Origin of the sequence: Clostridium aceticum, from assembly GCF_001042715.1 — a bacterium.
GTDB lineage: Bacteria > Bacillota > Clostridia > Peptostreptococcales > Natronincolaceae > Andreesenella > Andreesenella acetica.
The window spans coordinates 2,826,866-2,849,398 of the sequence record NZ_CP009687.1; the positions used below are offsets into that span (position 1 = coordinate 2,826,866).

22 protein-coding genes are annotated in these 22,533 nt (G+C 32.4%); 3 read left to right on the plus strand and 19 right to left on the minus strand.

Annotation, left to right across the window (positions count from 1 at the left end):
• Positions 1-177: 177 nt before the first annotated feature.
• The 18 genes from CACET_RS13105 to CACET_RS13175 form a co-directional block, all read right to left on the minus strand.
• On the minus strand, positions 178-1,179 hold the full coding sequence (locus CACET_RS13105; protein WP_479722631.1) for a virulence RhuM family protein: 1,002 nt from the start codon (positions 1,177-1,179) through the stop codon (positions 178-180).
• A gap of 170 nt (positions 1,180-1,349) precedes the next feature.
• Positions 1,350-1,508, minus strand: coding sequence for a hypothetical protein (locus CACET_RS21245; protein WP_341410307.1), 159 nt, complete (start codon positions 1,506-1,508; stop codon positions 1,350-1,352).
• Positions 1,509-1,803: 295 nt separating this feature from the next.
• Entirely contained in the window at positions 1,804-5,952 is a 4,149-nt protein-coding gene (locus CACET_RS13110) for an InlB B-repeat-containing protein (protein WP_082139068.1), read from the minus strand.
• Positions 5,953-6,499: 547 nt separating this feature from the next.
• Entirely contained in the window at positions 6,500-8,224 is a 1,725-nt protein-coding gene (locus CACET_RS13115) for a P-loop NTPase family protein (protein WP_044825170.1), read from the minus strand.
• Positions 8,209-9,318 carry a dsDNA nuclease domain-containing protein gene (locus CACET_RS13120; protein WP_044825171.1) on the minus strand — a complete coding sequence of 370 codons (1,110 nt, stop codon included), beginning with the start codon at positions 9,316-9,318 and terminating at the stop codon, positions 8,209-8,211. Before CACET_RS13120 ends, CACET_RS13115 begins: the two co-directional genes overlap by 16 nt.
• A gap of 96 nt (positions 9,319-9,414) precedes the next feature.
• Positions 9,415-11,019: a recombinase family protein gene (locus tag CACET_RS13125; protein WP_044825172.1), complete on the minus strand. Its 1,605-nt coding sequence runs from the start codon at positions 11,017-11,019 to the stop codon at positions 9,415-9,417.
• Between the two features lie 56 nt (positions 11,020-11,075).
• Positions 11,076-11,240 carry an SHOCT domain-containing protein gene (locus CACET_RS20735; protein WP_169747297.1) on the minus strand — a complete coding sequence of 55 codons (165 nt, stop codon included), beginning with the start codon at positions 11,238-11,240 and terminating at the stop codon, positions 11,076-11,078.
• Positions 11,241-11,303: 63 nt separating this feature from the next.
• Positions 11,304-12,176, minus strand: coding sequence for a hypothetical protein (locus CACET_RS19555; protein ID WP_052661465.1), 873 nt, complete (start codon positions 12,174-12,176; stop codon positions 11,304-11,306).
• Positions 12,177-12,231: 55 nt separating this feature from the next.
• Positions 12,232-12,504, minus strand: a complete 273-nt coding sequence (locus CACET_RS13135) for a hypothetical protein (RefSeq protein WP_044825173.1) — start codon at positions 12,502-12,504, stop codon at positions 12,232-12,234.
• The gene (locus CACET_RS13140; protein ID WP_201774948.1) at positions 12,504-12,806 is read right to left on the minus strand and encodes a head-tail connector protein; all 303 of its coding nucleotides are present in this window, start codon (positions 12,804-12,806) and stop codon (positions 12,504-12,506) included. Before CACET_RS13140 ends, CACET_RS13135 begins: the two co-directional genes overlap by 1 nt.
• An 18-nt stretch (positions 12,807-12,824) precedes the next feature.
• Positions 12,825-12,986, minus strand: a complete 162-nt coding sequence (locus CACET_RS20535) for a DUF7210 family protein (protein ID WP_158386067.1) — start codon at positions 12,984-12,986, stop codon at positions 12,825-12,827.
• 179 nt (positions 12,987-13,165) lie between these two features.
• Positions 13,166-13,462: a hypothetical protein gene (locus tag CACET_RS13145; RefSeq protein WP_044825175.1), complete on the minus strand. Its 297-nt coding sequence runs from the start codon at positions 13,460-13,462 to the stop codon at positions 13,166-13,168.
• 735 nt (positions 13,463-14,197) lie between these two features.
• Positions 14,198-15,253, minus strand: a complete 1,056-nt coding sequence (locus tag CACET_RS13150) for a major capsid protein (protein WP_044825176.1) — start codon at positions 15,251-15,253, stop codon at positions 14,198-14,200.
• A 26-nt stretch (positions 15,254-15,279) separates the two neighbouring features.
• Positions 15,280-15,663 carry a hypothetical protein gene (locus CACET_RS13155; protein WP_044825177.1) on the minus strand — a complete coding sequence of 128 codons (384 nt, stop codon included), beginning with the start codon at positions 15,661-15,663 and terminating at the stop codon, positions 15,280-15,282.
• A 39-nt stretch (positions 15,664-15,702) separates the two neighbouring features.
• Positions 15,703-16,260, minus strand: coding sequence for a capsid assembly scaffolding protein Gp46 family protein (locus CACET_RS13160; RefSeq protein ID WP_044825178.1), 558 nt, complete (start codon positions 16,258-16,260; stop codon positions 15,703-15,705).
• 204 nt (positions 16,261-16,464) lie between these two features.
• Positions 16,465-16,896, minus strand: a complete 432-nt coding sequence (locus CACET_RS13165) for a cysteine-rich VLP protein (protein WP_044825179.1) — start codon at positions 16,894-16,896, stop codon at positions 16,465-16,467.
• A 17-nt stretch (positions 16,897-16,913) separates the two neighbouring features.
• Positions 16,914-17,669: a minor capsid protein gene (locus CACET_RS13170; protein ID WP_044825180.1), complete on the minus strand. Its 756-nt coding sequence runs from the start codon at positions 17,667-17,669 to the stop codon at positions 16,914-16,916.
• Complete coding sequence (locus CACET_RS13175) at positions 17,662-18,927, minus strand: phage portal protein (protein ID WP_044825181.1); 1,266 nt, start codon at positions 18,925-18,927, stop codon at positions 17,662-17,664. Before CACET_RS13175 ends, CACET_RS13170 begins: the two co-directional genes overlap by 8 nt.
• A 284-nt stretch (positions 18,928-19,211) precedes the next feature.
• Here CACET_RS13175 and CACET_RS13180 point away from each other — a divergent pair, with 284 nt between their 5' ends.
• The 3 genes from CACET_RS13180 (at position 19,212) to CACET_RS13190 (ending at position 20,431) form a co-directional block, all read left to right on the plus strand.
• The gene (locus CACET_RS13180; RefSeq protein ID WP_044825182.1) at positions 19,212-19,493 is read left to right on the plus strand and encodes a hypothetical protein; all 282 of its coding nucleotides are present in this window, start codon (positions 19,212-19,214) and stop codon (positions 19,491-19,493) included.
• Positions 19,494-19,713: 220 nt separating this feature from the next.
• Complete coding sequence (locus tag CACET_RS13185) at positions 19,714-19,995, plus strand: hypothetical protein (protein WP_044825183.1); 282 nt, start codon at positions 19,714-19,716, stop codon at positions 19,993-19,995.
• Positions 19,996-20,131: 136 nt separating this feature from the next.
• Positions 20,132-20,431, plus strand: coding sequence for a hypothetical protein (locus CACET_RS13190; protein ID WP_044825184.1), 300 nt, complete (start codon positions 20,132-20,134; stop codon positions 20,429-20,431).
• A 460-nt stretch (positions 20,432-20,891) separates the two neighbouring features.
• Here CACET_RS13190 and CACET_RS13195 read toward each other — a convergent pair whose 3' ends face one another.
• The gene (locus CACET_RS13195) at positions 20,892-22,499 is read right to left on the minus strand and encodes a hypothetical protein (RefSeq protein WP_044825185.1); all 1,608 of its coding nucleotides are present in this window, start codon (positions 22,497-22,499) and stop codon (positions 20,892-20,894) included.
• Positions 22,500-22,533 lie beyond the last annotated feature (34 nt).

Genomic DNA, 22,533 nt, shown 5'->3' on the forward strand with positions numbered 1-22,533 from the left:
TAGTGTTACTAATACTCTTCTTTTATTCGAATTCTATCTTCGCAAGGGTCTTTCTCTTTATCAAAGTCAAGAAATCTTTCTAATCACATTCAAACCAGTATAGGGCTGCAATTCCCGGATCAGCATTATACTTCTTCTTCGTTTTACAGATATTCCCATTATTACTGTAATACGCACTTACTTTTTATATCCTTTACCCAGCAATTTCATTTCCATATCTTCTAGAGCATCTATATAATCTTTTTCAACTTGAGAAATATCATTTAAATGCAAAGCCTTATATTTCTTATACTCTTCCTTTGCTTTAAGTTCAGCTGTCTTAGCACTAATCTTTCCCGCATGAGTTAGAATTTCATGCTTGGACAATTTCAGAAATCCATCTAATGTTTCAATCCAATCTGACATATACATCGGGATTCTTCTTCTCGCCTGCATTTCAGCAAATTCAAGATAAGCAGACACAACACTGTTCAAAGCAGCTAACTCATCTTCTGTGCAATAATTTTTTGCTACCAGTGCATCTGCTTGTGTAGGCTGTTCTCCCTTGAAACTAAGCATACCCATATGAGGTTTATCTGCATTTGCTGCGTAATAAATCTTTTCTGCAGCAGTTTGACCATGTGCAGCCCAATGCATTTTGTTTTGCACTGTTTTAAAAAACAACATTGAAGATTCCATTCTTGGATCATAATCAACGCTTGTCGCGTAGATATCAAGAACTTTCCTCCAGAATACTTTTTCCGATGAACGAATATCACGAATTCGCTCCAACAGTTCATCAAAATAAATTCCTCCGCCATTATTTTTTAGAAGGTCATCATTCATGGCGAATCCTTTTTTCATATATTCTTTTAAAACATTACTTGCCCAAATTCTAAACTGTGTACCTCGCAAGGATTTTACACGATAGCCCACAGAAATAATTACATCTAAATTATAATGGTCAACTTGATAATCTTTTCCGTCAGAAGCAGTGTAGGCAAATTTTGCCCACACTGAACTTTTTTCAAGTTCACCTTCTTTAAAAATATTTCTTATATGTTTACCAATTACACTTCTATCTCGCTGAAATAATTCAGCCATTTGGTCAATGGATAGCCAAACGGTATCATTGTCAAAAGTAGTTTCTATTTTTGTCAATCCATCTTCAGTCTGGTACATTATAATTTCAGAGTTCATATTCATACTCCTTGCGCACTTTTCTTTTATTATACACGTTTCATCAAAATATTCCCAGTATTATGCAAAACAGAGACTAAGTTTACGTGCCATTTTATTGACTCAGACTTAGCCTCTAATAATATGATATTTTATTAAAACTCATTATTTCTGTGATTTGATCCAATCAATTATACTATACCAAAATTCTTCAACGCATCTTTGATTGCTTCCACCTTTTCAGGCGTTGGGTGTTTTCTTGAATTTTTCAATTCCTCCACTACATTCGGGACATCATGCATCGGTAATCCTAAATCTCTTTTTACTTCTGCGATATAAGCCGTATGCACTTTGAAACCATACTTGCTTTCTATATACTCTTATATCATCTTATAGGTAACTTTTTCGCTTGGTCTATAATCCTCAGCTTTTTCAACAATCTTGCCCACTGGAATTTTCCCGTCACCTTCACCAAACTCCACATTTACGTTGATATGTGTGTCTGCTTTTTTGTGGGAAAGAAGTACTACCGTCTCAACATGGGTTTTTATAGGATGATGATAATATTCGGTAGAATATATACATCCCCCCTTAGGCTACTAAGGGGGGATGTATTTAATGGTTTCAACCTTGAATCAGGAATGATTAATTATTAATTAACTCTGCTTTTATTAATAGACTTCTTATTGCTGCTAATGATTCTGCATGTGTTAGTGTACCTTTAGGGTCTAAAATTCCATTGCCTTTACCACTGAAGATTCCAGCATCTACAGTTCTTCTTACATAGGCTGTTGCCCAATCGGATACTTCATTACTGTCTACAAATAAAGATAGTTTATCTTCACTATTATCAAGAATTTTAACGATGTCCATGGCTTTTGCATACATTGTCATGGCCTCTTCTCTGGTGATGGTTGCACCTGGCTTGAAGGTTCCATCAGGATAACCTTTAATGATACCCCAATCATTTGCTATTAGTACACTTGTCAAATGCTTATTCTTGGCAAGATCTGTAAACCTATTCTCTAAAGTATGTCCTTCTCTATATAGACCCAATGCTCTTACTATATACTCTGCAAATTCTGCTCTTGTAACTGCTTTGTCTGCTTTAAAATTTTGATAATCTACTAATACAAGCCTTGAAGCCATATCATTTACAATTGCTTCTGACCAATGTCCTTTAACTTCATCTATGAAGACTGGACTCCAAATGATTGAATAGGAAGAGTTTGTAAGTGAGTTTAGTCTTGAATATGTCTTACCATCCTTTTGGAATATTTCTGTTGGTATATGGCTATAGGAACTATTTGCATTAGATACAATGCCTGTTGTAATCTTGTTTTTATCTACACCATTAGGAATTTCAATTATGCGCTGAGCATAAGTATTAAATCTATTAATTTTAACCTCCTTAAAGGTGCCGTAATCAGTCGATGTCCTTGCTATAATTTCAAATTTTACAGGTTCAACTACGATCTCATGACCTAATGCTTTTGCTTGTTCTTTGAGCATTTCACTTTCTATGGATGATGTTTTATCAATATTTAATTCAATGTCAATAGTGTGTAAGCTATCTGAAGGTACCCCCATTAATTCTGCGATTTTTTCAATTGCGAAGTTTTGTGCATCTAAGTGGTATTGAACTTGTTCTTCTATTATCGAAACTCTAAAGTCGTTGTCTTCCAGATTTTTAACAATATCTCCCGTCAGTAAGACTCTAGTAATATCCCCTGGGGTTGTTATAGAAAAAGAAACCTCTTTGTTCGTTTGATTTTCTTTTGCATATTCTTCTATTAGGCTATTTATCTGCTGGGAATCTACTACTAACTTTATTTCTCTATTACCGTCTATTTCTGTTATGGTTTCTGTGGCAAGTTTCTGAACTTGGTCTTGAGTGGTTATAATAACTTCTTTGTTATTTGATAGTGGTGTTGAATCACCCCCACCTCCACCACCTGATGAATTTCTTGGTGGTGCTACTGATTCAGCACGGGTTACTGTTACTGTGTATGTCTTTATGCTGCCATCCTGTGCTGTCACCTCTACTTTTACAGTATTTTCGCCTGCGTTTAGATTGATTGCCTGTGATGGCTGCCCACTTCCCACTACATATCCGTCTACTATTACTGTTGCTCCAGCATCAGCTACTATCGGCGTTATTTTTATATTTGTCACGTTATTGGCCACGTTTGCCACATAGCTTGTTGTACCATAGTGAAATTCAGGCGAAAGAGTACCTTGGCTTAATATTAAACTGTTTAAATTTGCATTATATGATACCCATCTGGCATAAATATGCATATCTGTAGTTATCGTTTCTTCAAAATTAAATTCTGTTGTAAAGCTATTATCGGTATACCATCCATCAAAGGTGTATCCAGCTTTGGTTGGATCTAAAGGTCTTGTTGCTTTTTGGTTATACGCTACTGTTTGATTTCCTACTGAACTTCCTCCATTTACATTAAAGTATACTGTGTAGGTTGGCTTTGAAGCTACTGTTATATTTGCCGATAATGGGCTTGTTCTATTATTAAGTTTGTTTTCATTTAGTGTAATGGTTCCCACTCCAGCACTGCTGAGATTACCATATACCTCTGCTGTTACTATTGTTTCACTATTAATTACTTGTCCTATATTTAGGTTGCTGAAAACTCCACCTAAATTTATATCTGATTTATATACAGAGCCTATTACTGTATCATTAGATATATTTAAAGTAAATATCTGATTAAAATCTTCTGTAAACTCTACATTGTTTGGACTAGCTATCATTGTAATACTATCTTGAGGTGTTAACCACTTTGCATAAAGGGTTCTATTTTCTGTAACTATATCTACTCCAAAGTTCCATTGGTTGATTAGCCCTGGATCTTTGTACCACCCTCCAAAGTTAAAGCCTGTTCTTGTTGGAGCTGTTGGGGTTGACAATAGGCTGTTGTAGTCTACTGTTTGACTTGCTACTGGGCTTCCACCTTGACTATCAAACTCTACAGTGTATTGAATGATATCCCATTTCCCATAGACATCTGTATCTTGGGTGATGGGTGTATTTTCAAAGTCGAAGCTCGTTGTGAAACTACTGTCGGTATACCATCCATCAAAGGTATATCCTGTCTTTGTTGGAGGAGCTGGCTCTACAACTTTTCCATTATGCTCTATCGTCTGACTAGCAACTGCAGTGCCTCCATCTACATCAAAACTTACGCTATATTGATTGATACTCCACCTTGCATATAAAGTTGTATGTGTTGTTACTGCATCTGTTGCAAAATCCCATTGGTTGATTAACCCTGCTTCCCTGTACCAACCACTAAAGCTATAGCCTGCTCTAGTTGGGGCTACTGGAGTCGATAATAGGCTGTCGTAATCTACCGTTTCACTACCTACTGAACTTCCTCCCTGAGAATCAAAAGTTACTGTATATTGATTAATGTTCCACTTAGCATAGATTACTGTATTTCCTGTAATTTCTGTATTGTCGAAATCAAACTCTGTACCAAAACTACCATTGGTATACCATCCATCAAAGGTATGGCCTGTCTTTGTTGGAGGTACTGGCTCTACAACTTTTCCATTATGCTCTATCGTCTGACTAGCAACTGCAGTGCCTCCATCTACATCAAAACTTACGCTATATTGATTGATACTCCACCTTGCATATAAAGTTGTATGTGTTGTTACTACATCTGTTGCAAAATCCCATTGGTTGATTAACCCTGCTTCCCTGTACCAACCACTAAAGCTATAGCCTGCTCTAGTTGGGGCTATTGGGGTTGGTAATATAGTATTGTAATCCACTACTTCATTATCTACTGCACTTCCTCCTTGACTATCAAACTCTACAGTATATTGAATGATGTCCCATTTTCCAAAGACAGTTGTATCTTGGGTGATTGGTGTATTTTCAAAGTCGAATTCTGTTGTGAAACTACTATTGGTATACCAATTATCAAAGGTGTGACCTACTTTTGTTGGGTTTGGAGCTGGTCTTACGGCTTTTCCATCCTCAGGAATATCTTGACTTGGAACAGTGGTTCCTCCGTCTACATTAAAGCTGACAGTATACTGAGGAATTTGTGGAAGAAAATAAAAATCATACATATCTTGAATTTCTACTGCTGCTAATGCTCTTCCATAAACAATAAAATCATCCATATATCCATCAAAAAAATTAGGTGAACCATTGATACCGAAACCCGATCCGATATACCAATCAGCAAACCAATGCCCTTCGCTAAAATCAATTGTCCCTGCATCGGGATGAATTTCACTAGCCGAGAGACTTCCATTAATATATAGTTTCATTTCAGTACCATCCCAAACATAAGTAATTAAATGCCATTCATTCAATGGTACTATTTGGGCTGACTCAATTTCTACATAATTAAATCCCATAGTCACTTTATTATCACTGGTATACCTAATATATAAATCACCTTGAAAATCAGGCAAAAACTCCCAAATACCTTGATCTCGAGCTTCTGTAACTTTTACTAGAGTAGAAACAGAGATCTGACTATTCCCCCCTAATCTGGTTAGAAGGTATTTTCCATCAGCATAATAATCTTGAGTATAAATCATAGTTTTGCCATCGAAGAAAGCGGAAAAGCTCCCCTCCTTTGGATTTTGAGTATCGTACTGCAAAGATCCACCCTCTGAATAGATGTAACTCGACATCAAATGTCCCGTATCATCTAAATGACTCTCCTCAAATCGCCATCTAATACTATAGTCTCCTGGGATAGAATCAATAGCATAAACAGATGAATCATTAATTGCTATAGGTATTACCATGCAAATTACTAATAATAAAGATATTATTTTTTTTTAATATCATATTATTCACCCCTGTTCTTGTAGTATATTTCTAAGCTCCTGTGTAGCATTTTTGACCACTAAAAAAGAAATACCCTCACTTTCTTTATTAATTTTCCTCCTACACTTATTCCACTAATAATTAAAAACTCAGTCGATATTTGTAGATATTTGTTAATATTCTTAATTCGTTATATTATAAATAATTCCTTCTTAAATTAACCTAAGAAATTCTTTATGGTAATTTAAGATAAAGCAAGAATAAAAAACTAAATTACTATCACAGTAATAAAACAGTGGTTTCTACAGGTTTTCTTTCTGCAAAATTTCTTCACCCTTTCAAAGACAAATCCCCTAAACACTCGTCTAGGGGAACATATATCCTTTATTCGATTAATCTGAAACACTCTGAACCACTGACTCCAACCTATTTTTTCTCTATCAACACAACACTCTCAACATGTGTTGAGTCGGTGAAAGGGATATATTATTTCAATCCCTAAATATATAATTCAATTTATTATAATCAATTAATAATTTCAAATGTTTCCTCTAAATAATCATCTATACTACCATCATAGTTACTTAAAAATGCACGTTCTTTAATTAACTCGCCTATACATATCAGTTTCGCTTCTCCATTAAAATAATCATTATTAAATCTATATATATTGTTTTCATATTCTTTTGTTTCTGCAATTGATAGTATTACTTGGGTATCGTCTGGTTTATTCGTACCAATAAATTCTATAATTTTATTTTTATTTGCTGGATCTATATCTTCTTTAAAAATTGCATCAAGCATAAAGGGAAATCTATGAATTGGGTCTGTTTTTTCTATTACTTTGTTAAATGCAAAGTTATATGCAAGTACTGTTTTATGAAGTTCGACACCCTGAGATGGAAAAGCTGAGATTTGATATAGTGATTTATAACGATCTTCTTTTAGTGGTTTTACACCTAATTCATCAAGGTAGGACTGAAAAATCTTTGCAAATTCTTTACTCTTAACTAATCTGGAACTTTCAACATCTTCTTCTGTTTTAAAAGCTTTTAGATCATTTGATATTTTTTCCTTTTCAGATGTTAATTCACCTAGTTTATGTTTTATGTTGTCAATCAATTGTATGTTTACTTTATCCCTCAACCAATTATCAAAGGAAACATTGTATTTTTTATATTTCTTTAGTATTTCATATTCCTTCATTTTACGATTTTTACGCTTATCTATTTCTTTTCTTAAAGAATTTATTTCAGATTGCAAACTTTTTATCTTATGTTTACAATGCTCAACTTCTTTTTTTGTATCATTTTGTTCTTGAAGATACTTATAGGATTCACCAATACTAAAGGGAAGCTCTTGATTACAGCTAGGACACTTTCCACTAATTGGATTTTGCTTTTTGTGATTTTTTGATATCATCCTAAGTAATGACTTTCTTTCTAAATAATAACTAAGTTCATTGCATTTAGAAATAAATTTCTCTTCTTTTTCAATTAAGATCTGTTGGTTTTCACTATGTGAACCGATATACTCTTTAGACAATTCAGTAAACTGTTCATCTACTAATTTAGTAACTAAAAATTCTTCATTATTTTGTTCTAAATTAATAAAAAATTTCATTTCATCCTCTTTGCTTTTTAGTTGTAGTTCAAGTTTCTGTTTCTTTTCTCTATCAACAAAAGATTCTATCCCTAAGTAATAGTCCAAATAATCATTTTTAAAGTTTTTATAAAATTCAAATCCACTAAAAGCTTTTCTGAGGTAAACCCACCCAACTGACTGCGGTATATAATAGGGTAAAAACATTGCTTCTATGGGAGCTACATTATATCCATCCTTATTTTCTAATCTTAAAGAAAAATCAAATAGTTCATGCATATATTCTTTTAATTTAATATGTTCTGCAGAATTATTTGCTTTTATACCATTGAATTTAATTGTTGGAAATTTCCCTCGCTTTATATAAAGAGTTTCATCTTCTCTTATAAAAATCACTTGTTCTGTATTATTATTTTTTAATAATTGGCAGTCCACTCTTATTATTACTTCTTCGTCAATAATTTCTTTTAAATAGTCATTATTATCATTGATACCAAAAGTATATAGTATCAACTGAAAAACTGTACTTTTACCAGATGTATTTTTTCCATAAATAACATTAACACCATTATCAAATTCCGAATGAAAATACTTATTATTACTTTCTGCGTATGCAACAAGTTTGTTTATAATTAGTTTTGTTCCCAAAGTTCATCCCTCACTTCTATGTAAGCCGCATATATAGCAGCTTTAATAGTTATTGGTGCTAGTAGTGAATTCACATTATTCTTAAAATCCTCATAAAAAGCTTGAATGCAATCAATCTCTTCTATAAAATTATCTAAATAATTTTTGTTTTTATAAACAAAAGAAAAAATCTTTTGATGTTCTACTTGTTGTTTGTCTTTAAATCTATCAATAGAATTGCAAAAATCTTCTTCAAATTTCTTCCTCTCGGAAATAACAATTCCTAATTTTTCACAAGCTTGTTTCTTTTCAGCACGCCACAGTTCTAATGCCATATTTTTAGTAGTTATAATATTTAAAGCTTCATTCACCATATCACTACTAACACGTTTCGACTTATCCATAAGCTTTACGATATTCCCATTATTCAGTGTATTCTCAACTTCTCTAAATAGTAGCAGCAATGTGTCTACTGCTGCTCTGTGATCGCTAACCTTCTTTCCAAACAAACTATTAAAAAATCCTACCAAAGAGTCCTTTTGTTGCTTATCCTTTTTGGGTAAATCAATATATGCCATTGAAACATTATCCAATTCCTCTAAACCAACTAAATTTTTTCCTAATAGCTTTTTAACTTCTGTTTCTATTTTGCTTGCTATCTCTTCATTTAAGTCTATAAATTTCAATCTATTATTAGATTCGTTAATAGTAGCAGTTATTCTTTCGCCATTTCTGTTTATACCATTATTTAACTTAATAGAGTTATTTGTAGTAAACTCTAGATTGTGATAATAGTTATCCCATTTAGGAATATTATCATTATGTAAAGCCGCCCCGACATCCAACATCTTTTTTAGTATTTCATACAGTTCCTTTCCTTGATTCCACTCTGAAGAAGATTTTTTTGCTTGATAAACATCAATAGATTCAATAAACTCATCATTCGACTGATAACAAAATAAAAAATCGTCATGATGCTCTAAACATATAAAGTACTTTCTATTTTTAATTTCTTTATATTTATCAAATAAAATGTATAAAGCACAATATTTTTGAAATTCAAAACCTGTTGAACCATGTACCCCTGCATTAGCAGTTTTATTTGGTCTATCCATATATTAATCCCTCCAATCAAAAAAACTAAAGATCATATAATCTCAACCGAATACCATTTGTTACTTCGCCACAATTTACCAAATACCCTCTAATTTCTACAAAATATTTTCCTCCACCCTAACCCCACTCTTCAAAACAAAAACAAAATGCCTTGGCTTAAGAATCTCAATCTTCTCAACCAAGGCATTAAATATTTCATCATTAAATTCTTCTAGTAATCCGTCCATACTATCTAATATTTCAATAATTTCTCTTACTCTATCCCTATATTCCTCCTCAGCCTCATTTGCCCTTTCAAATTTAGCCTTCTCTTTTCTTAAATCTTCTAATTCTTGGGATATCCTTATGTATTCCTCATTATAAACTTCTCCATCCATTTGCCCACTGGTTTGTAGTTTCACCAGTGCCTTTAGTTCATTCTTTATATCTTCTATCTTTTCACCTATCTTTTCTATCTCATCGCCTTTTGCTCTCTTCTTAAACACCTTCTCTATATTCTCCAATAGCGTCTTTGTGAAACCCTCTTTATTTTCCTGCATCTGATTAAATATCTTCACAAAAGCATCCTTTAGTACCTGTTCATCTACCGCCTTCATATCACAGGCATCTTTTCCCTGTTGAATATATGTCTTACATTGCCATACAATTTTCTTGCTTTGATTATTACTGTTCCAAGTCCTTCTTCTAAAGGTATTCCCACAATCGCCACAAATAACTCTGCCACTAAAGGGATATTTGCTGGAATATTTTCCTCTATCCCCTTTTACATTGTTTTTGAGTAAGGCTCTTCTTTCTTTTTCCTCTTGAACCTTGTCCCACATTTCCTTGGGAATAATGGCTTCATGGTTATCCTCTATAAAATACTGGTCAGCAAAGCCTTGATTCTTTACACGCTTATGGGTTAAAAAATCTACCGTCACAGTCTTTTGTTGAAGTAATGCTCCATAATATTTTTCATTGGTTAGTATAGTAGTTATTGTGCTGTCCCACCATTTTTTATTACCTGTCACTGTAGGTATTTTATCTTTTTCTAAGCCATTTGCGATAGCCTGATAGCTTTTTCCTTCCAAATATTCCTGATAGATTCTTTTTACTATTTCTGCTTCCTCTTTATTGATAACTAGATTACCATTCTCATCTTTATCATATCCAAGGAACCTAGTTGTGTTGCAAAATACCTTACCATCTTTAAAGCCTTTTACAATGCCCCATCTGGAGTTTTCTGAAATACTTCTTGATTCTTCCTGTGCCAAAGAACTAAAGATGGTCATCATGACCTCCCCTGAAGCTTCTAGGGTATTTATTCTTTCTCTCTCAAACTCTATTGCCACCCCTATTCCCTTTAACATCCTTGCATATTTTAAAACATCCTCTGTATTCCTAGCAAATCTTGAAATAGATTTTGTAAGAATTAAATCAATCTTTCCTGCTTTAGCCTCCGCTATCATTCTTTGAAACTCAGGTCGTTTTTTTGAATTGGTTCCTGATATCCCTTCATCGGCAAAAACATCAACAAGCTCCCACTCAGGGTTATTCTGAATGAGAGCTGTATAATGGGATACTTGTGCTTGATAGCTATTAAGTTGTTCTTCGTGATTGGTACTTACCCGACAATAGGCTGCTACTCTTTTTATTTCATTCTTTGACCTTCCATTAAACTGCTTATACTCTGTAGGTTTTAATATAACTGCTTTTGCCATAAAATCCATCCCTTCAAATATATTCTTTTGGGTGTGTCAATGATATAATTCATCCGTCAACTAATCAAGTGAATTCCTTGATTTTTAGCCATTTGAAAGGACTTTTTATTCTCTGTGTCAATCTCTCTAAACTCTTCTTCTGTAATAAGATTTCTATCCTGTAACTGTTTTAAAATATGTACACTTAATAGATAACCTACGCTTTTGTTTCCCCATTCCATTCTATATAACTACCCCCTAGTCTTTGATAAAAATTAAATACCCATAATAGCTGTGAATTTTTCCTATAATATACTTCTAATGGTTATTTCCTTTATACTATAAATTTCACCATCATCCACCAACTCACATTTTAAATTGACTTTGCCATATGTGTTTCCACCTAGCACCACACATTTACCATCCTCTTGGCTAATAATGGCTGCATTGTTATTTGGTGCATCTAAACTCCATATAACCTCTTTATCCTCAACAACTTCTCCAGTATCAACAATGGTGACAGTTGCAGTAAATTCTCTTTCCCTACCGTAATAGATCATATCACTTCCATTGATTGTGATGTTGTAATTTCCATGGATTTCTACTGGATCTACAATTTTATCCTTATCAGCAATTTCATTTTCCTTATCATCATTTACTCCGAATGAGTCCTTTTCACAGTACAGTGTAATGAGTCCTAGTTTGCTTTTATCTACCCCTACTACCTTCCATGCTGTACCCATTTTAATAAAACGCATATCCACGCCTATTCTATTTGAAATAATATCCGCTGGAAGGGTTACTTGGATTTTTCCATCCTGTAAATTCATAAATTTTCCTTCATCTATTCCAAAGCTGATTCCTTCAATAATTGTGTTAAACTCACATATCTCTTCATCTACTACTATTTTAATAGGATAATTTATCCTTCTAATCCTCCCTCGATAGGACTTTTGATTTTGATCTATTTCGCTAATAACTATGTATAAGTCGTCTTGGTATTCTACTACATTGCCTGTTTCAAGCTTTATTTTTGTTCTAATGATCTTATCATCATAGTAGTTTATTTTGTCCATCGCATCCCTAATAAGAGCAATATCCTCTATTCCATTTAACTTTATTTTTTCACCCTTTTCATCTATAAAAAAATCCAGCATGGTTTCTATATCCCTTGCCATACTCCACCTTCTTTCAAAAAATAAAAAGCACACCCGAAAGCCTGCATAATATTAGTTAATCCCTTCTACTTTCATATAGCCACACTTCTAAGTAATCCTGCCACTTCTTTATTTCCATCACTTTGTATTTTTTATCTTCTATTAATAGGTAGGTATCCATGGTTATACTCTCTTCTTTTTCACAAAACATTCTCTTGGTAATATAGATGTCATAGCCATCTTCAAAGGAATAATGTCTTAAGTATGGCTGAACATCTGCATAGATTGTTTTTTCTACACTGTCTCTAGTGCTATCCTTTAGAATTTTTACTTCTGTATCATAAAACATTAATAGCCACCTACCTTGATTTTAGGCAAGGGTAAAGCAAATCTTATAGATTCTGGGATAGCTCCATCATATTTGACTTTTCTTTCCCCTTCGCTTTTTTCTTTGTAGCCCTCACTGTCTTTATTTTTATATAGGTATATTGCATAGTCTACGATTACGTGGTTATACTTTTCTGGGATATTGGAAATATTACAGTAGCCCTTGATGATAATTTGGGCTTTAGATAGGAAGTGTTCAAGAAGGGTATCTTTAGAAGTCTCATCTATTCTTATAGATAGAAGTGTTTTCATTAATTCTAGCATGTATATCTCCTCCATAGGTTACACCTTTTTTGCTATGCCTTTTTTCACTAGAATATTGGCATGTATTGGGGATACTTCCATGGTATCTCCTATTTCTTTAACTTCTGTTCCGAACTTTATGTTCTCTAGTAATTTGATTAGCGTCATGTTTTTTGATTTTGTTTTATTTTCTTCGATCATCATATTCATCCTTTCATTTTTATTTAAGTTTTGGTAAAGCTATGTGTAATTCTACATAAAACAAGGAATGGATATAATGCTACTCTTTCAAGCAGATATTTCCATTCCTTTAACCTTTTTATTGATTATTTCAAACAAGTTTATGACATCTAAGAAAAATCAATGTGTCTTTAGATTAGTTATCTTAGCACATCCCATAGTAGTACAATTAAAAGCCCAATAATACTGCCAATGCCAGTCCAGTGCATAGCACCATCATCTATAGTTTTTTTTAATGTAGTTAGTACTTTCCCAATTATAATAAAAATAAATGCTAAAGCAATAAAAGTTTTGCCATAAAACGAACTGAATCCATTATCGGTAACTGCCACTATAAATATAGGAATAAAAATTACCAAAAAAGCAATTATATACGATATCAACCTCCACTTAACAGCATTTAGATATAATGTAATCATCCACTTATTCTTTTTCATATTTAACCATTCCCTTTATTATATAAACAATGTTTAGTTTCGCCTAATTCATCTAATACACATTAAAAAGGTCATGTGCCAATTATTCATCTAATCTCTTATTTATTTCTTCCAAGATGTTCTCTATTCTTTTGATTTTTTCTTCATGCCTTTTAATGCATTTAGGTAATTTAATAACTAGATAAAAAATCAAATAAATAACTCCAATCAATACTAAAGTATTAAAAAGTTGAAAAGCAGAGTCCAACTAAACTCTATAATGCCAAGATCCACAATAAATACACTCCTTTCGTTTAACCAACCCATACTATGCCTTAGAAAAAAGCTACATATTAACCCTCATCAACTTTTAAGCATTTTAATGAAAAAGTAGATTGAGCAAACCAATCCTCCTGCCGAAAAAATCCAATTATTAGATACTAAATATAAGACGGAGCCAATAATTATAGAAAAAGAAACTCCCATTTGATACTTATTTTTATCTTTCACTTTTTATCATTCCTTAAGTGTTTATATTTTTTATGTTACCTATTGTTTTTATAACATATGGAACATCATCCATCCTATATACTGTAGCACAAAAGATATTTACCATATTGTAATTTTCTATATAAAAGCTTAAAAACCTTTCAAAATACTAACTATTTTAAAACAGCCATAAAGCTTATATATTCTAGATATTAGAAAGGGATAACTACTAAGAGCTATCCCTTATTTATATTTTATTCATAGAGCCTATAATTCTTCATTCACCTTGGCAATAAATATGCTGTCTATTTTCTCAAATGAAGGTAGGGCAATTTCTGAAACTATGGTCTGTACATTCACTGGATGTGGTTCTTTAATGGTAGTAATGGCAACTCCTGTATTTACAATTTGTACCTTTGCATCAGTATTTCCACTCATTAAATCAGATTCTTCAGGAGTTGTTCCAAAGTAGGTGTTTCCTAGGTTACCCTCTGGAATAAGGGTAAACACATCATCTGGAAAAAATTGATGGGTACTGCCATCTGTTAGGGCATACTTTTTGTTATATACTGCTACAGTAAGTCCTAGTTTTGCTGATAAATACTGCTTTAGCATATTATCCGTTAGAATGATATTATCTGCTCCTATTGGATTCATGTCAAGTCTTACTGACTTATTTGCAAGTAAATAATTCCAAGTCTTTAATGTACAGATTGCTCTAGTTGGTTTGTCTCCTGTATTTTCTTCAATCTTGTTAACCCATCTTTGAATATCTTGGATAGGTGTTGAGGATTCTACGTTACTCCATCTAGCTCCTGTCAGCAGAGTTTCTTTATGCTCAGGACTAAACTTATAGTCATAATCATAATTTACTCGATTGGCTGTTATAGATATTTTTCCTGTAGAAAGTAACTGCATCCTCATTCTTTCGTTATTGACCTCTGCCCCTTCTACAAGATTATTTACATCATCATAAATTCTTTGGATAATAGGCATGACATAGGCACTATTCATTGAACCTGCTGCTTTATTTAACTCCTGCCGTTCCTTTTCACCAATTCTCATGGCTTCTCTAAAGAAAGGCATTTCTGTTTGAATTTTACTAATCCCAATTCTATCCCTTAATGTCGCCTTGGCATCGAAAGCACTAGGCATAAGGGCTACTGGCAATCCATTATGTCCTTTAATCCAAGATAAATCTAATCCTAATTGTTTCTTTGGTGGAAATAACGTTCCTCCTAGATAAGGAATATTGTTACTAGGGTTATTGGTATAATAGGTTGCTATCTCCTCTGCATTTACTAAATCAAATATATTTTTCATAAGATCACTTCTCCTTTTCTTGTTTTTTATTTTATAAAGCTAATTTGTTTTAATGCTGTTACTGCATCTACAGCTGGTGCTTCTGGAAGTTTATCTAGTGCAATAAATCCATGGATAATCATAGCAGCTTCTTTTGCACCATAGGTCACATCCACATCATAAAATAAAACACCCTCGGCTTCGTTAGCATCAGTGCCTTGAGTGTTTTTCTTAACAATTACTTCATCTTCATTTAATAAAACTGGCTTTGATTTTCCTCCTACAATGGTTCCTGCTGGTATAATCTTTTTACCATTTTCATTAGGTATAATACCTTCATCACTTACGGTAACTGCTATCGCTACATAGTGGTCTGGAAACTTTAATATCTCCTTAGTGCTTGTATAAGTGCTTTCAATAAACTTTGACATAATCAATTCCTCCTATAAATTTTTTTAGTTTACTTAATATTATTTAAAATATTGTTGCTGTGCTTCTTGTGAATACTGTTGACTTTCTTTTATTTGTTTGGCAAGTTTTAGTCCAATGCTCTCTGTAGCTGTGGTTTTAGATCCATTAGCTGGTGGAACATATCCTTGCTTTAATCTTTCAGCCACCTGTTTTTCTACCACTTTATTAATGGTAGTAATAAGAGAATCAGCCTTCTCCTGAATCATATCTATATCTCCACCAATAACAAAATCCAGTAAATCAAGGTCATAGTTTTTCTCCTTGAAATACTGGATTTTTTCTAGTTTCAGTTCTCTATCATATAGTTCTCTTTCTTTTTGCTGTAATATTTCCTCCTGAGTCATTTCTGATTTTTTCTTTTCTTCCTCATACTCCTGTTGTAATTTCTTTTTAGTTGTTTTAACAGCTTCACTTACTCTTTTATCTGCGTAGGATTCCATGAACTTTTTAAATTCATCATTCTCTAGCACAGATTTAATATCAAACTCCTGTGTTTCCTTTGATTGAGTTTCCACTTCCTGTGTCCCCTCAGTCTTTACATTTTTGTTTTCTTCCATAATGATTACCTCCAATATTTTTATTTTATTTGAATGAGTAATTCTATCCATCCCATTATCTATCTTAAATGTTATGCATAAAAGTCCTCATATAACTTCACTTGTCACTATTTAGAAATGCTAAAATTAACTAAGTGGTATATTATATCCAATCCTTTAATTTCTCATTTTATACCCATTGATTTTACTAGGTTGTAGCTATGTCTAAAGCGTGACATCATACCCTTTACCCCTACTTTTTTGTTTCCTTAGCCTAGCCTTTTTCTTATCATTATATTTCTTACAGCTATCACAATATCGCTGTCTGTTTGAATTAGCTTCTACATAAACACCACACCCCTCACATTTGATTTTAGGCTTTGCTTTCTTTGAAGAAGTTGTACTTCCTTGATCCTTTGAATGATAAATATAATATCCACTTTCTAAATCACGGTCTAAAGGCAAGACCCCTTTTTCAAAATACTTACATCTACCTACTTCTTCATTCTCCCTAGAAAATATACAAGTGGTATCAACCATACAACAATAATGATTAATACCACAAAATTGGGAATCATAGTTGGCACATTCTCTCTTGATTAAACTGGTGATTTCCTTTTTTAGTTTTTTATCTACAATTATAAACCCACCTTTCATTATTTAATATTTCTAGCCTACACTGGCACCCAAAAGCATTGACAGTTTGCATGAGCTGGTATATCTGGTAGATTATCTTCTATATAAAATATTTCTCCATGCATACTTTCACAATAATCGCAGGTAGTGTGGCATAATACTGAACACCACGTAATTTTACCTTTATAGTCCATGACTTTAAAAGCTGTAAGTTGGGCTAGGTTAAATATGCGGGACTCTTCCGTCATCATTAACCGTTTGCTCTGATACTCACTATATTGAAATACTCTATCTATTTCATTAGTTAAGCTTTGATAATCCCTTCCCTCCTTTATGCCAGTGCTGATTAGATGATATAGCTTTGTAACCAACTCTTGTTTATTCCTATGGATTCTATTGCCAAAGGTATCTTCCTTAAACTTTTGATATACATGCTCGTCTATCAAGTCAGGATTCAAAGAGAGTAGTAACCTACCCTCCAGTAACACACCATGCTTGATATAGGCATCTTCATAGATTTCCTTTAATAACTTTTCTAGCATCTCTTTTTCAAGTGCTGCCATAGCACCGACTTTTTCCATTAACAATTTCTCCACCTGTACCATAAAGCTTTCTCTCTGATATCTATTAAGGATTAGTTTCCCATCCACAGAATAATGATGATAAAATTCTAATAGCATCAGCAGTAATAGTCTTAATAGCTTTCTATGCTCCCTTTTAATTTTCTTCTCTTTTTCCTCTGCCCTCGTAATCATCTCCTGTTTTATACCAATAATTTCATCCTGCCTACTCATCTAAACCATCCCAATTATGTAATTCTATTTGTTTCTGTTCAGACTTAAATTTACTGATTTCCACCTTAGGGCTTTCGATGAAGGGAAGTAATGTCAGCAGAGATTCTTGAGAGCATACATTTTGAAGCTTGGTGATGACATCGGCAAGACCAACAAGATCCGTTGGAAGGTTTCGTGTGAATTTAATGGCTATGTCCTTATAGTCAAAATATCTACCCTCTTTTTTAGACAAAAAAATAAAGAGATTTTTTAGTCTCTTCTTTATTACCTGTTCCATCATAGCTTCACGGATAGCTACTCTATTTTCAAGATTTAAAAGCTTATTCCTAATTGCCAAGGAGGATGTATTGGCTGCCCAGTTTTCATTAAAATTTACTTGATCCATCATATCAAATATTTTTCTTTCTATATTATCCAGTTCATTTTTTACGAAGGAATCATTGATGTCTTTTGTGAGCCACTTTACTGAACCACCTTTCGGGACTTGGATAATTCCCATGGATTTCATCCTTAGTAAATCTTCTTCTTCAATTTTGGCATTTTCTATCACGAGATAGGCATTTCTATGATCTGAAATCTCGTTAACTAAATCTGAATTGATGGCGTTATATGCATCCACCAGACTAATGACATCATGAAAGCCACTCTTTCTTTCGCTATTGGCTGGACTGACGATTATGGGTACTCTATCAAAGATATGAGTATGTTTACCTTGTAGCTTTAGTCCATCATCTATAATATAGTGAAGTATTTCATGATCTGTATATACATCAAGATAGGTATTTTCATCGAAACTCCTATTGAATTTATGTAATGCTAATATACCATTTCTTTCTGCAGTTCCATCTTCAAGCACAAAACAATTAAGTGGATTCAGTATTGTAGCACAAAACTCCCCATCTTGATTGATATAGTTTAACTCATAGCTCTCTCCATAAATTTCACTGGATTTTCTAAGATGAATATTGTGCTCTTTGTCCCAGTGGCTGATATTTTTATCAATGGCATCTATGATTTCATCATCATCGGTTTTGGAGACAAAATTAACAGGCTTACCCAATAGATAGCCGGTTTCATTGTCAACGAATTTTCTAGGAAAGTTAAATACTAGCTTCATGTTGCTTCTGCTGTCCTGCATGGCATAGTTCTTTATTATGCTGTGGTTTCCTTCGTAGTAGTCTTTGTAGACTTTTTTATCTGTAGTATTTTTCTCTAGTTCGTTTAAGCATTGTATTATTAAGTTTTCTGTTATTTGCAAATTATCACGTCCTTTCTAAAAATAAACTAAAATAGAGGTTTAATTCAGATTAAGCTTTTAAATTTTATAGGCTTGTTGCGTGTTAGCGATTATAAATATTCTTACATTTTGAAGATTATATTTTTTTCCATTCTTATCTATTAACTAATGCTAAATATTTTCTATCAACCCATTCCACCGTTTTAAATTGATTATTATTAGAATTAACTTAATTCATCCTTGCTTGATTTAAATCTATATCTAGTTTATTATTAAATAATAACCAAATTTTAGGAGGAATCACCATGAAAAAAATTGCAAATTATTCATTCAAGATTAATAATAAGAGTATTACTGTAAATGTTTTAAATTCAGATAGAGAAACATACCTAGATAATAAAACAATGGCTGATATAGTTATGATCCATACTAGAAATATATTAGAAAATATTAATGATGATATAACAATAAACAAAGATAATGACAACTTAACAATATCTATCGAACAAGTCAACGAAAATACTATAAACGTTAATATTTTAGCAGCTATGACAAACGACTGTATTTTTGATACCGATGAACTTTAAGATTCCTCTGCTTTTGCATTTTTCAATCTTATATTTGATGTATATCAACTTATCTAATCCAGATAGTAATAAACCTTTTTCATCTTCAATACCTGACACTAAATACTTCCTATGATTTATCCCATCATTTTAAATTAATTAGATTAAGCAAATTTGTCCTTGCTTGATTTTAGCATTTGTTATGTATTATAACTAAACGAAACTTTAAGGAGGAGTTATTTTGAAGCTTATAAAAAAATATATAGTAGAGGATAAAATTTTATTCAATGTATATGATTCTTTATTTAAAGATGCTTTGATTGACTTTGATGAAACTGAAATGTTAGAAATAATTGATTTGCACACAAAAACCATTATAAATAACATAGCTGATGACATAATGCTATCAAAAAATAATAACACTATAGTGGTGTCAATATCTAAAAATATAGATAATGGCATAGACGTCAACATCCTTGCGGCAATGACAAGAGACAACATAATATGCGTTAATAAAATTTAAGCCTTGTACACTTTTTTTAAAAGGCATTAATTTAAAGCTATTTGCTACAAAAAAAGTCTAGTTTTTTCAATGTTTTCATTCCAAAGTGCAAAACTATAGTATAATTAAATAGCAACCAAATTTTAGGAGGGATTTTATGAAAAGAATAGGAAAATATAATATAACTACAGATAACAAGGATATTGACATATATGTATTTAATTCTGATAGAGAAACATATTTAGATAAAAAAACTATGTTTAACATAATAATAGAAAATACTCGAAGTATATTAGCCAATATTAACGATGATACTACAATAAACAAAGATAATGATAATTTAGTTGTTTCTATCGAGCAAATCAACGAAAATACTATAAACGTTAATATTTTAGCAGCAATGACAAATGACTGTATAATCGATGCCGATGATTTTTATAATTTTGATGATTTATAAACTCATATTTATTATGTGAGTTTCTTATTAAACAACAAATAAAATTATTAAATTAAATTTTAGGAGGAATCACCATGAAAAAATTTCAAATTATTCATTCAAGATTAATAATAAGAGTATTACTGTAAATGTTTTAAATTCAGATAGAGAAACATACCTAGATAATAAACAATGGCTGATATAGTTATGATCCATACTAGAAATATATTAGAAAGTATTAATGATGATATAACAATAAACAAAGATAATGATAACCTAACAATATCTATCGAACAAGTCAACGATCACACAATAAACGTTAATATTTTGGCAGCAATGACAAATGATTGTATAATTAACACTGATGAACTTTAAGATTTACACACTTTGCACACTTTTCAACCCTTATATTTGATGTGATCAACTTGCCTTATCCAGATAGTAATACTTTTATATCACTCATATTCTATATATATCCTTTTCAGAATAGTAATTTTCTATCATAAAACTTAATCCTCTGTACACCTTGCACCAATTGAACAGCTCCATATAAACTATCAGGAGCATCATCATTCTTAGCAAACTTGTTATAGTCCTTCACCTGATTATTGTAGCCGAGATTATCTCTATTAAAAAGTATATGTCTCTTCTTAACATCTGGCTCTAAACTTATAATTCTTTCATGCTTTTGTCCCCTAGTAACTATTTCCTCAACAGGCACATAAATTCTATTATTCCATAGTTCTTCTTCAAATTTCTGCTTCATATAACTTTGTGCCTGTGTTCCTTCAAAGCCAATCTTCTCAACAGGATATAGCTTAAGTTTATCGATTGCCATTTTAAATAGATCATCTGGCAGTAACTTATATATACTTCCATCAAGAACATACATCTGATTAGTTTTGGTATGCTTTCCCAAAATTGTAATAGCTGAATAATCATTTCTTTTCCCAGCTTTAATTGCAGGATCAATATACATGACTATCTCTATCTCCTCAAAGTCAGGTAGCCTTTCCCAATAACCAATATCTTGAAATATATAGTCATCTGTACTTCTTGGATCATTTTGCATTTCCTTATAAAAACTCTTATCACCCATAGCTTGCTTTTTACACATAAGATAATAATAATCTAAATACTCCGACCATAGTATTTCTGTACCTTCTAGCATTTCTTCTTCATGGTCATAAAAAAAGGACTTGGCAGTTTCAATTCTATCCAAGTCCTGAAGGTTATTATATTTAGTTTCCCATTGGCTCCAGAGGTCATCTCGTTCAGCCCATGTTATAATGGCAGATTTCTTTATGCTCCTAACACCAGGTATTCTTCCTTTAAGCAGATCAGACATCAAATCTTCTTCATGGAGAATTGTCCCGACTACTAATATGTTGGTATCCCTTGTGCCTATTGGTATTACTACATCTCTAAAGGTGCTTTTTACTTGTTCTCTTTTGGATTCTGACTTTGCTGTATCATCTTTCAATAGATCATCAAGGAGTACCAGTGTAGGACGGTGTTGCTTATAGTGGATTCCCCTAAGTGATCCATCAATTCCTCTTATCATGATACAGCTATCAATCCCACCTCTACTTTTAATCCATATCTCATTATTGTTCCAGCGACTGCCTTTTTCAATGCCAAAATCCTCAATCAACATTTGATTGTTTTCTAATTCGTCCTTTATCATATCTAAGAATGGAAGAGCAATTTGTTCTGTTGCTGATATAATCAATGTGAATTGTGATTTATTATATAGTGTTGAATACAGGGGAAATAAAAAAGAGTTAATTGTACTTTTTCCATGCTCCCTTGGGAGTCCAAAAGCTTCAATCAACCCTTTATTGTTTAGCATATATTTTAATTCTTCAAATAGCTCTTTGTGAAACTGCCCAAATCTCCTGTCAAAGTATTTAGGAAAATAACATAAAGCAAAAAATTCTATATCCATCTCACCTAGCAGCTTTCTGAGTTCTGAAAATGAAAACTCCCTGACAAGTTTTTCTATCTTGTTCGAGGAGAAATATTTGTTTAGATATTGTTTTAGCAAGTGGTTCTGTCTTTGTTTTTCTTGATTTTGTTCTAAATACATATCTCACACCCTTCTATTATGATATAATATAAAT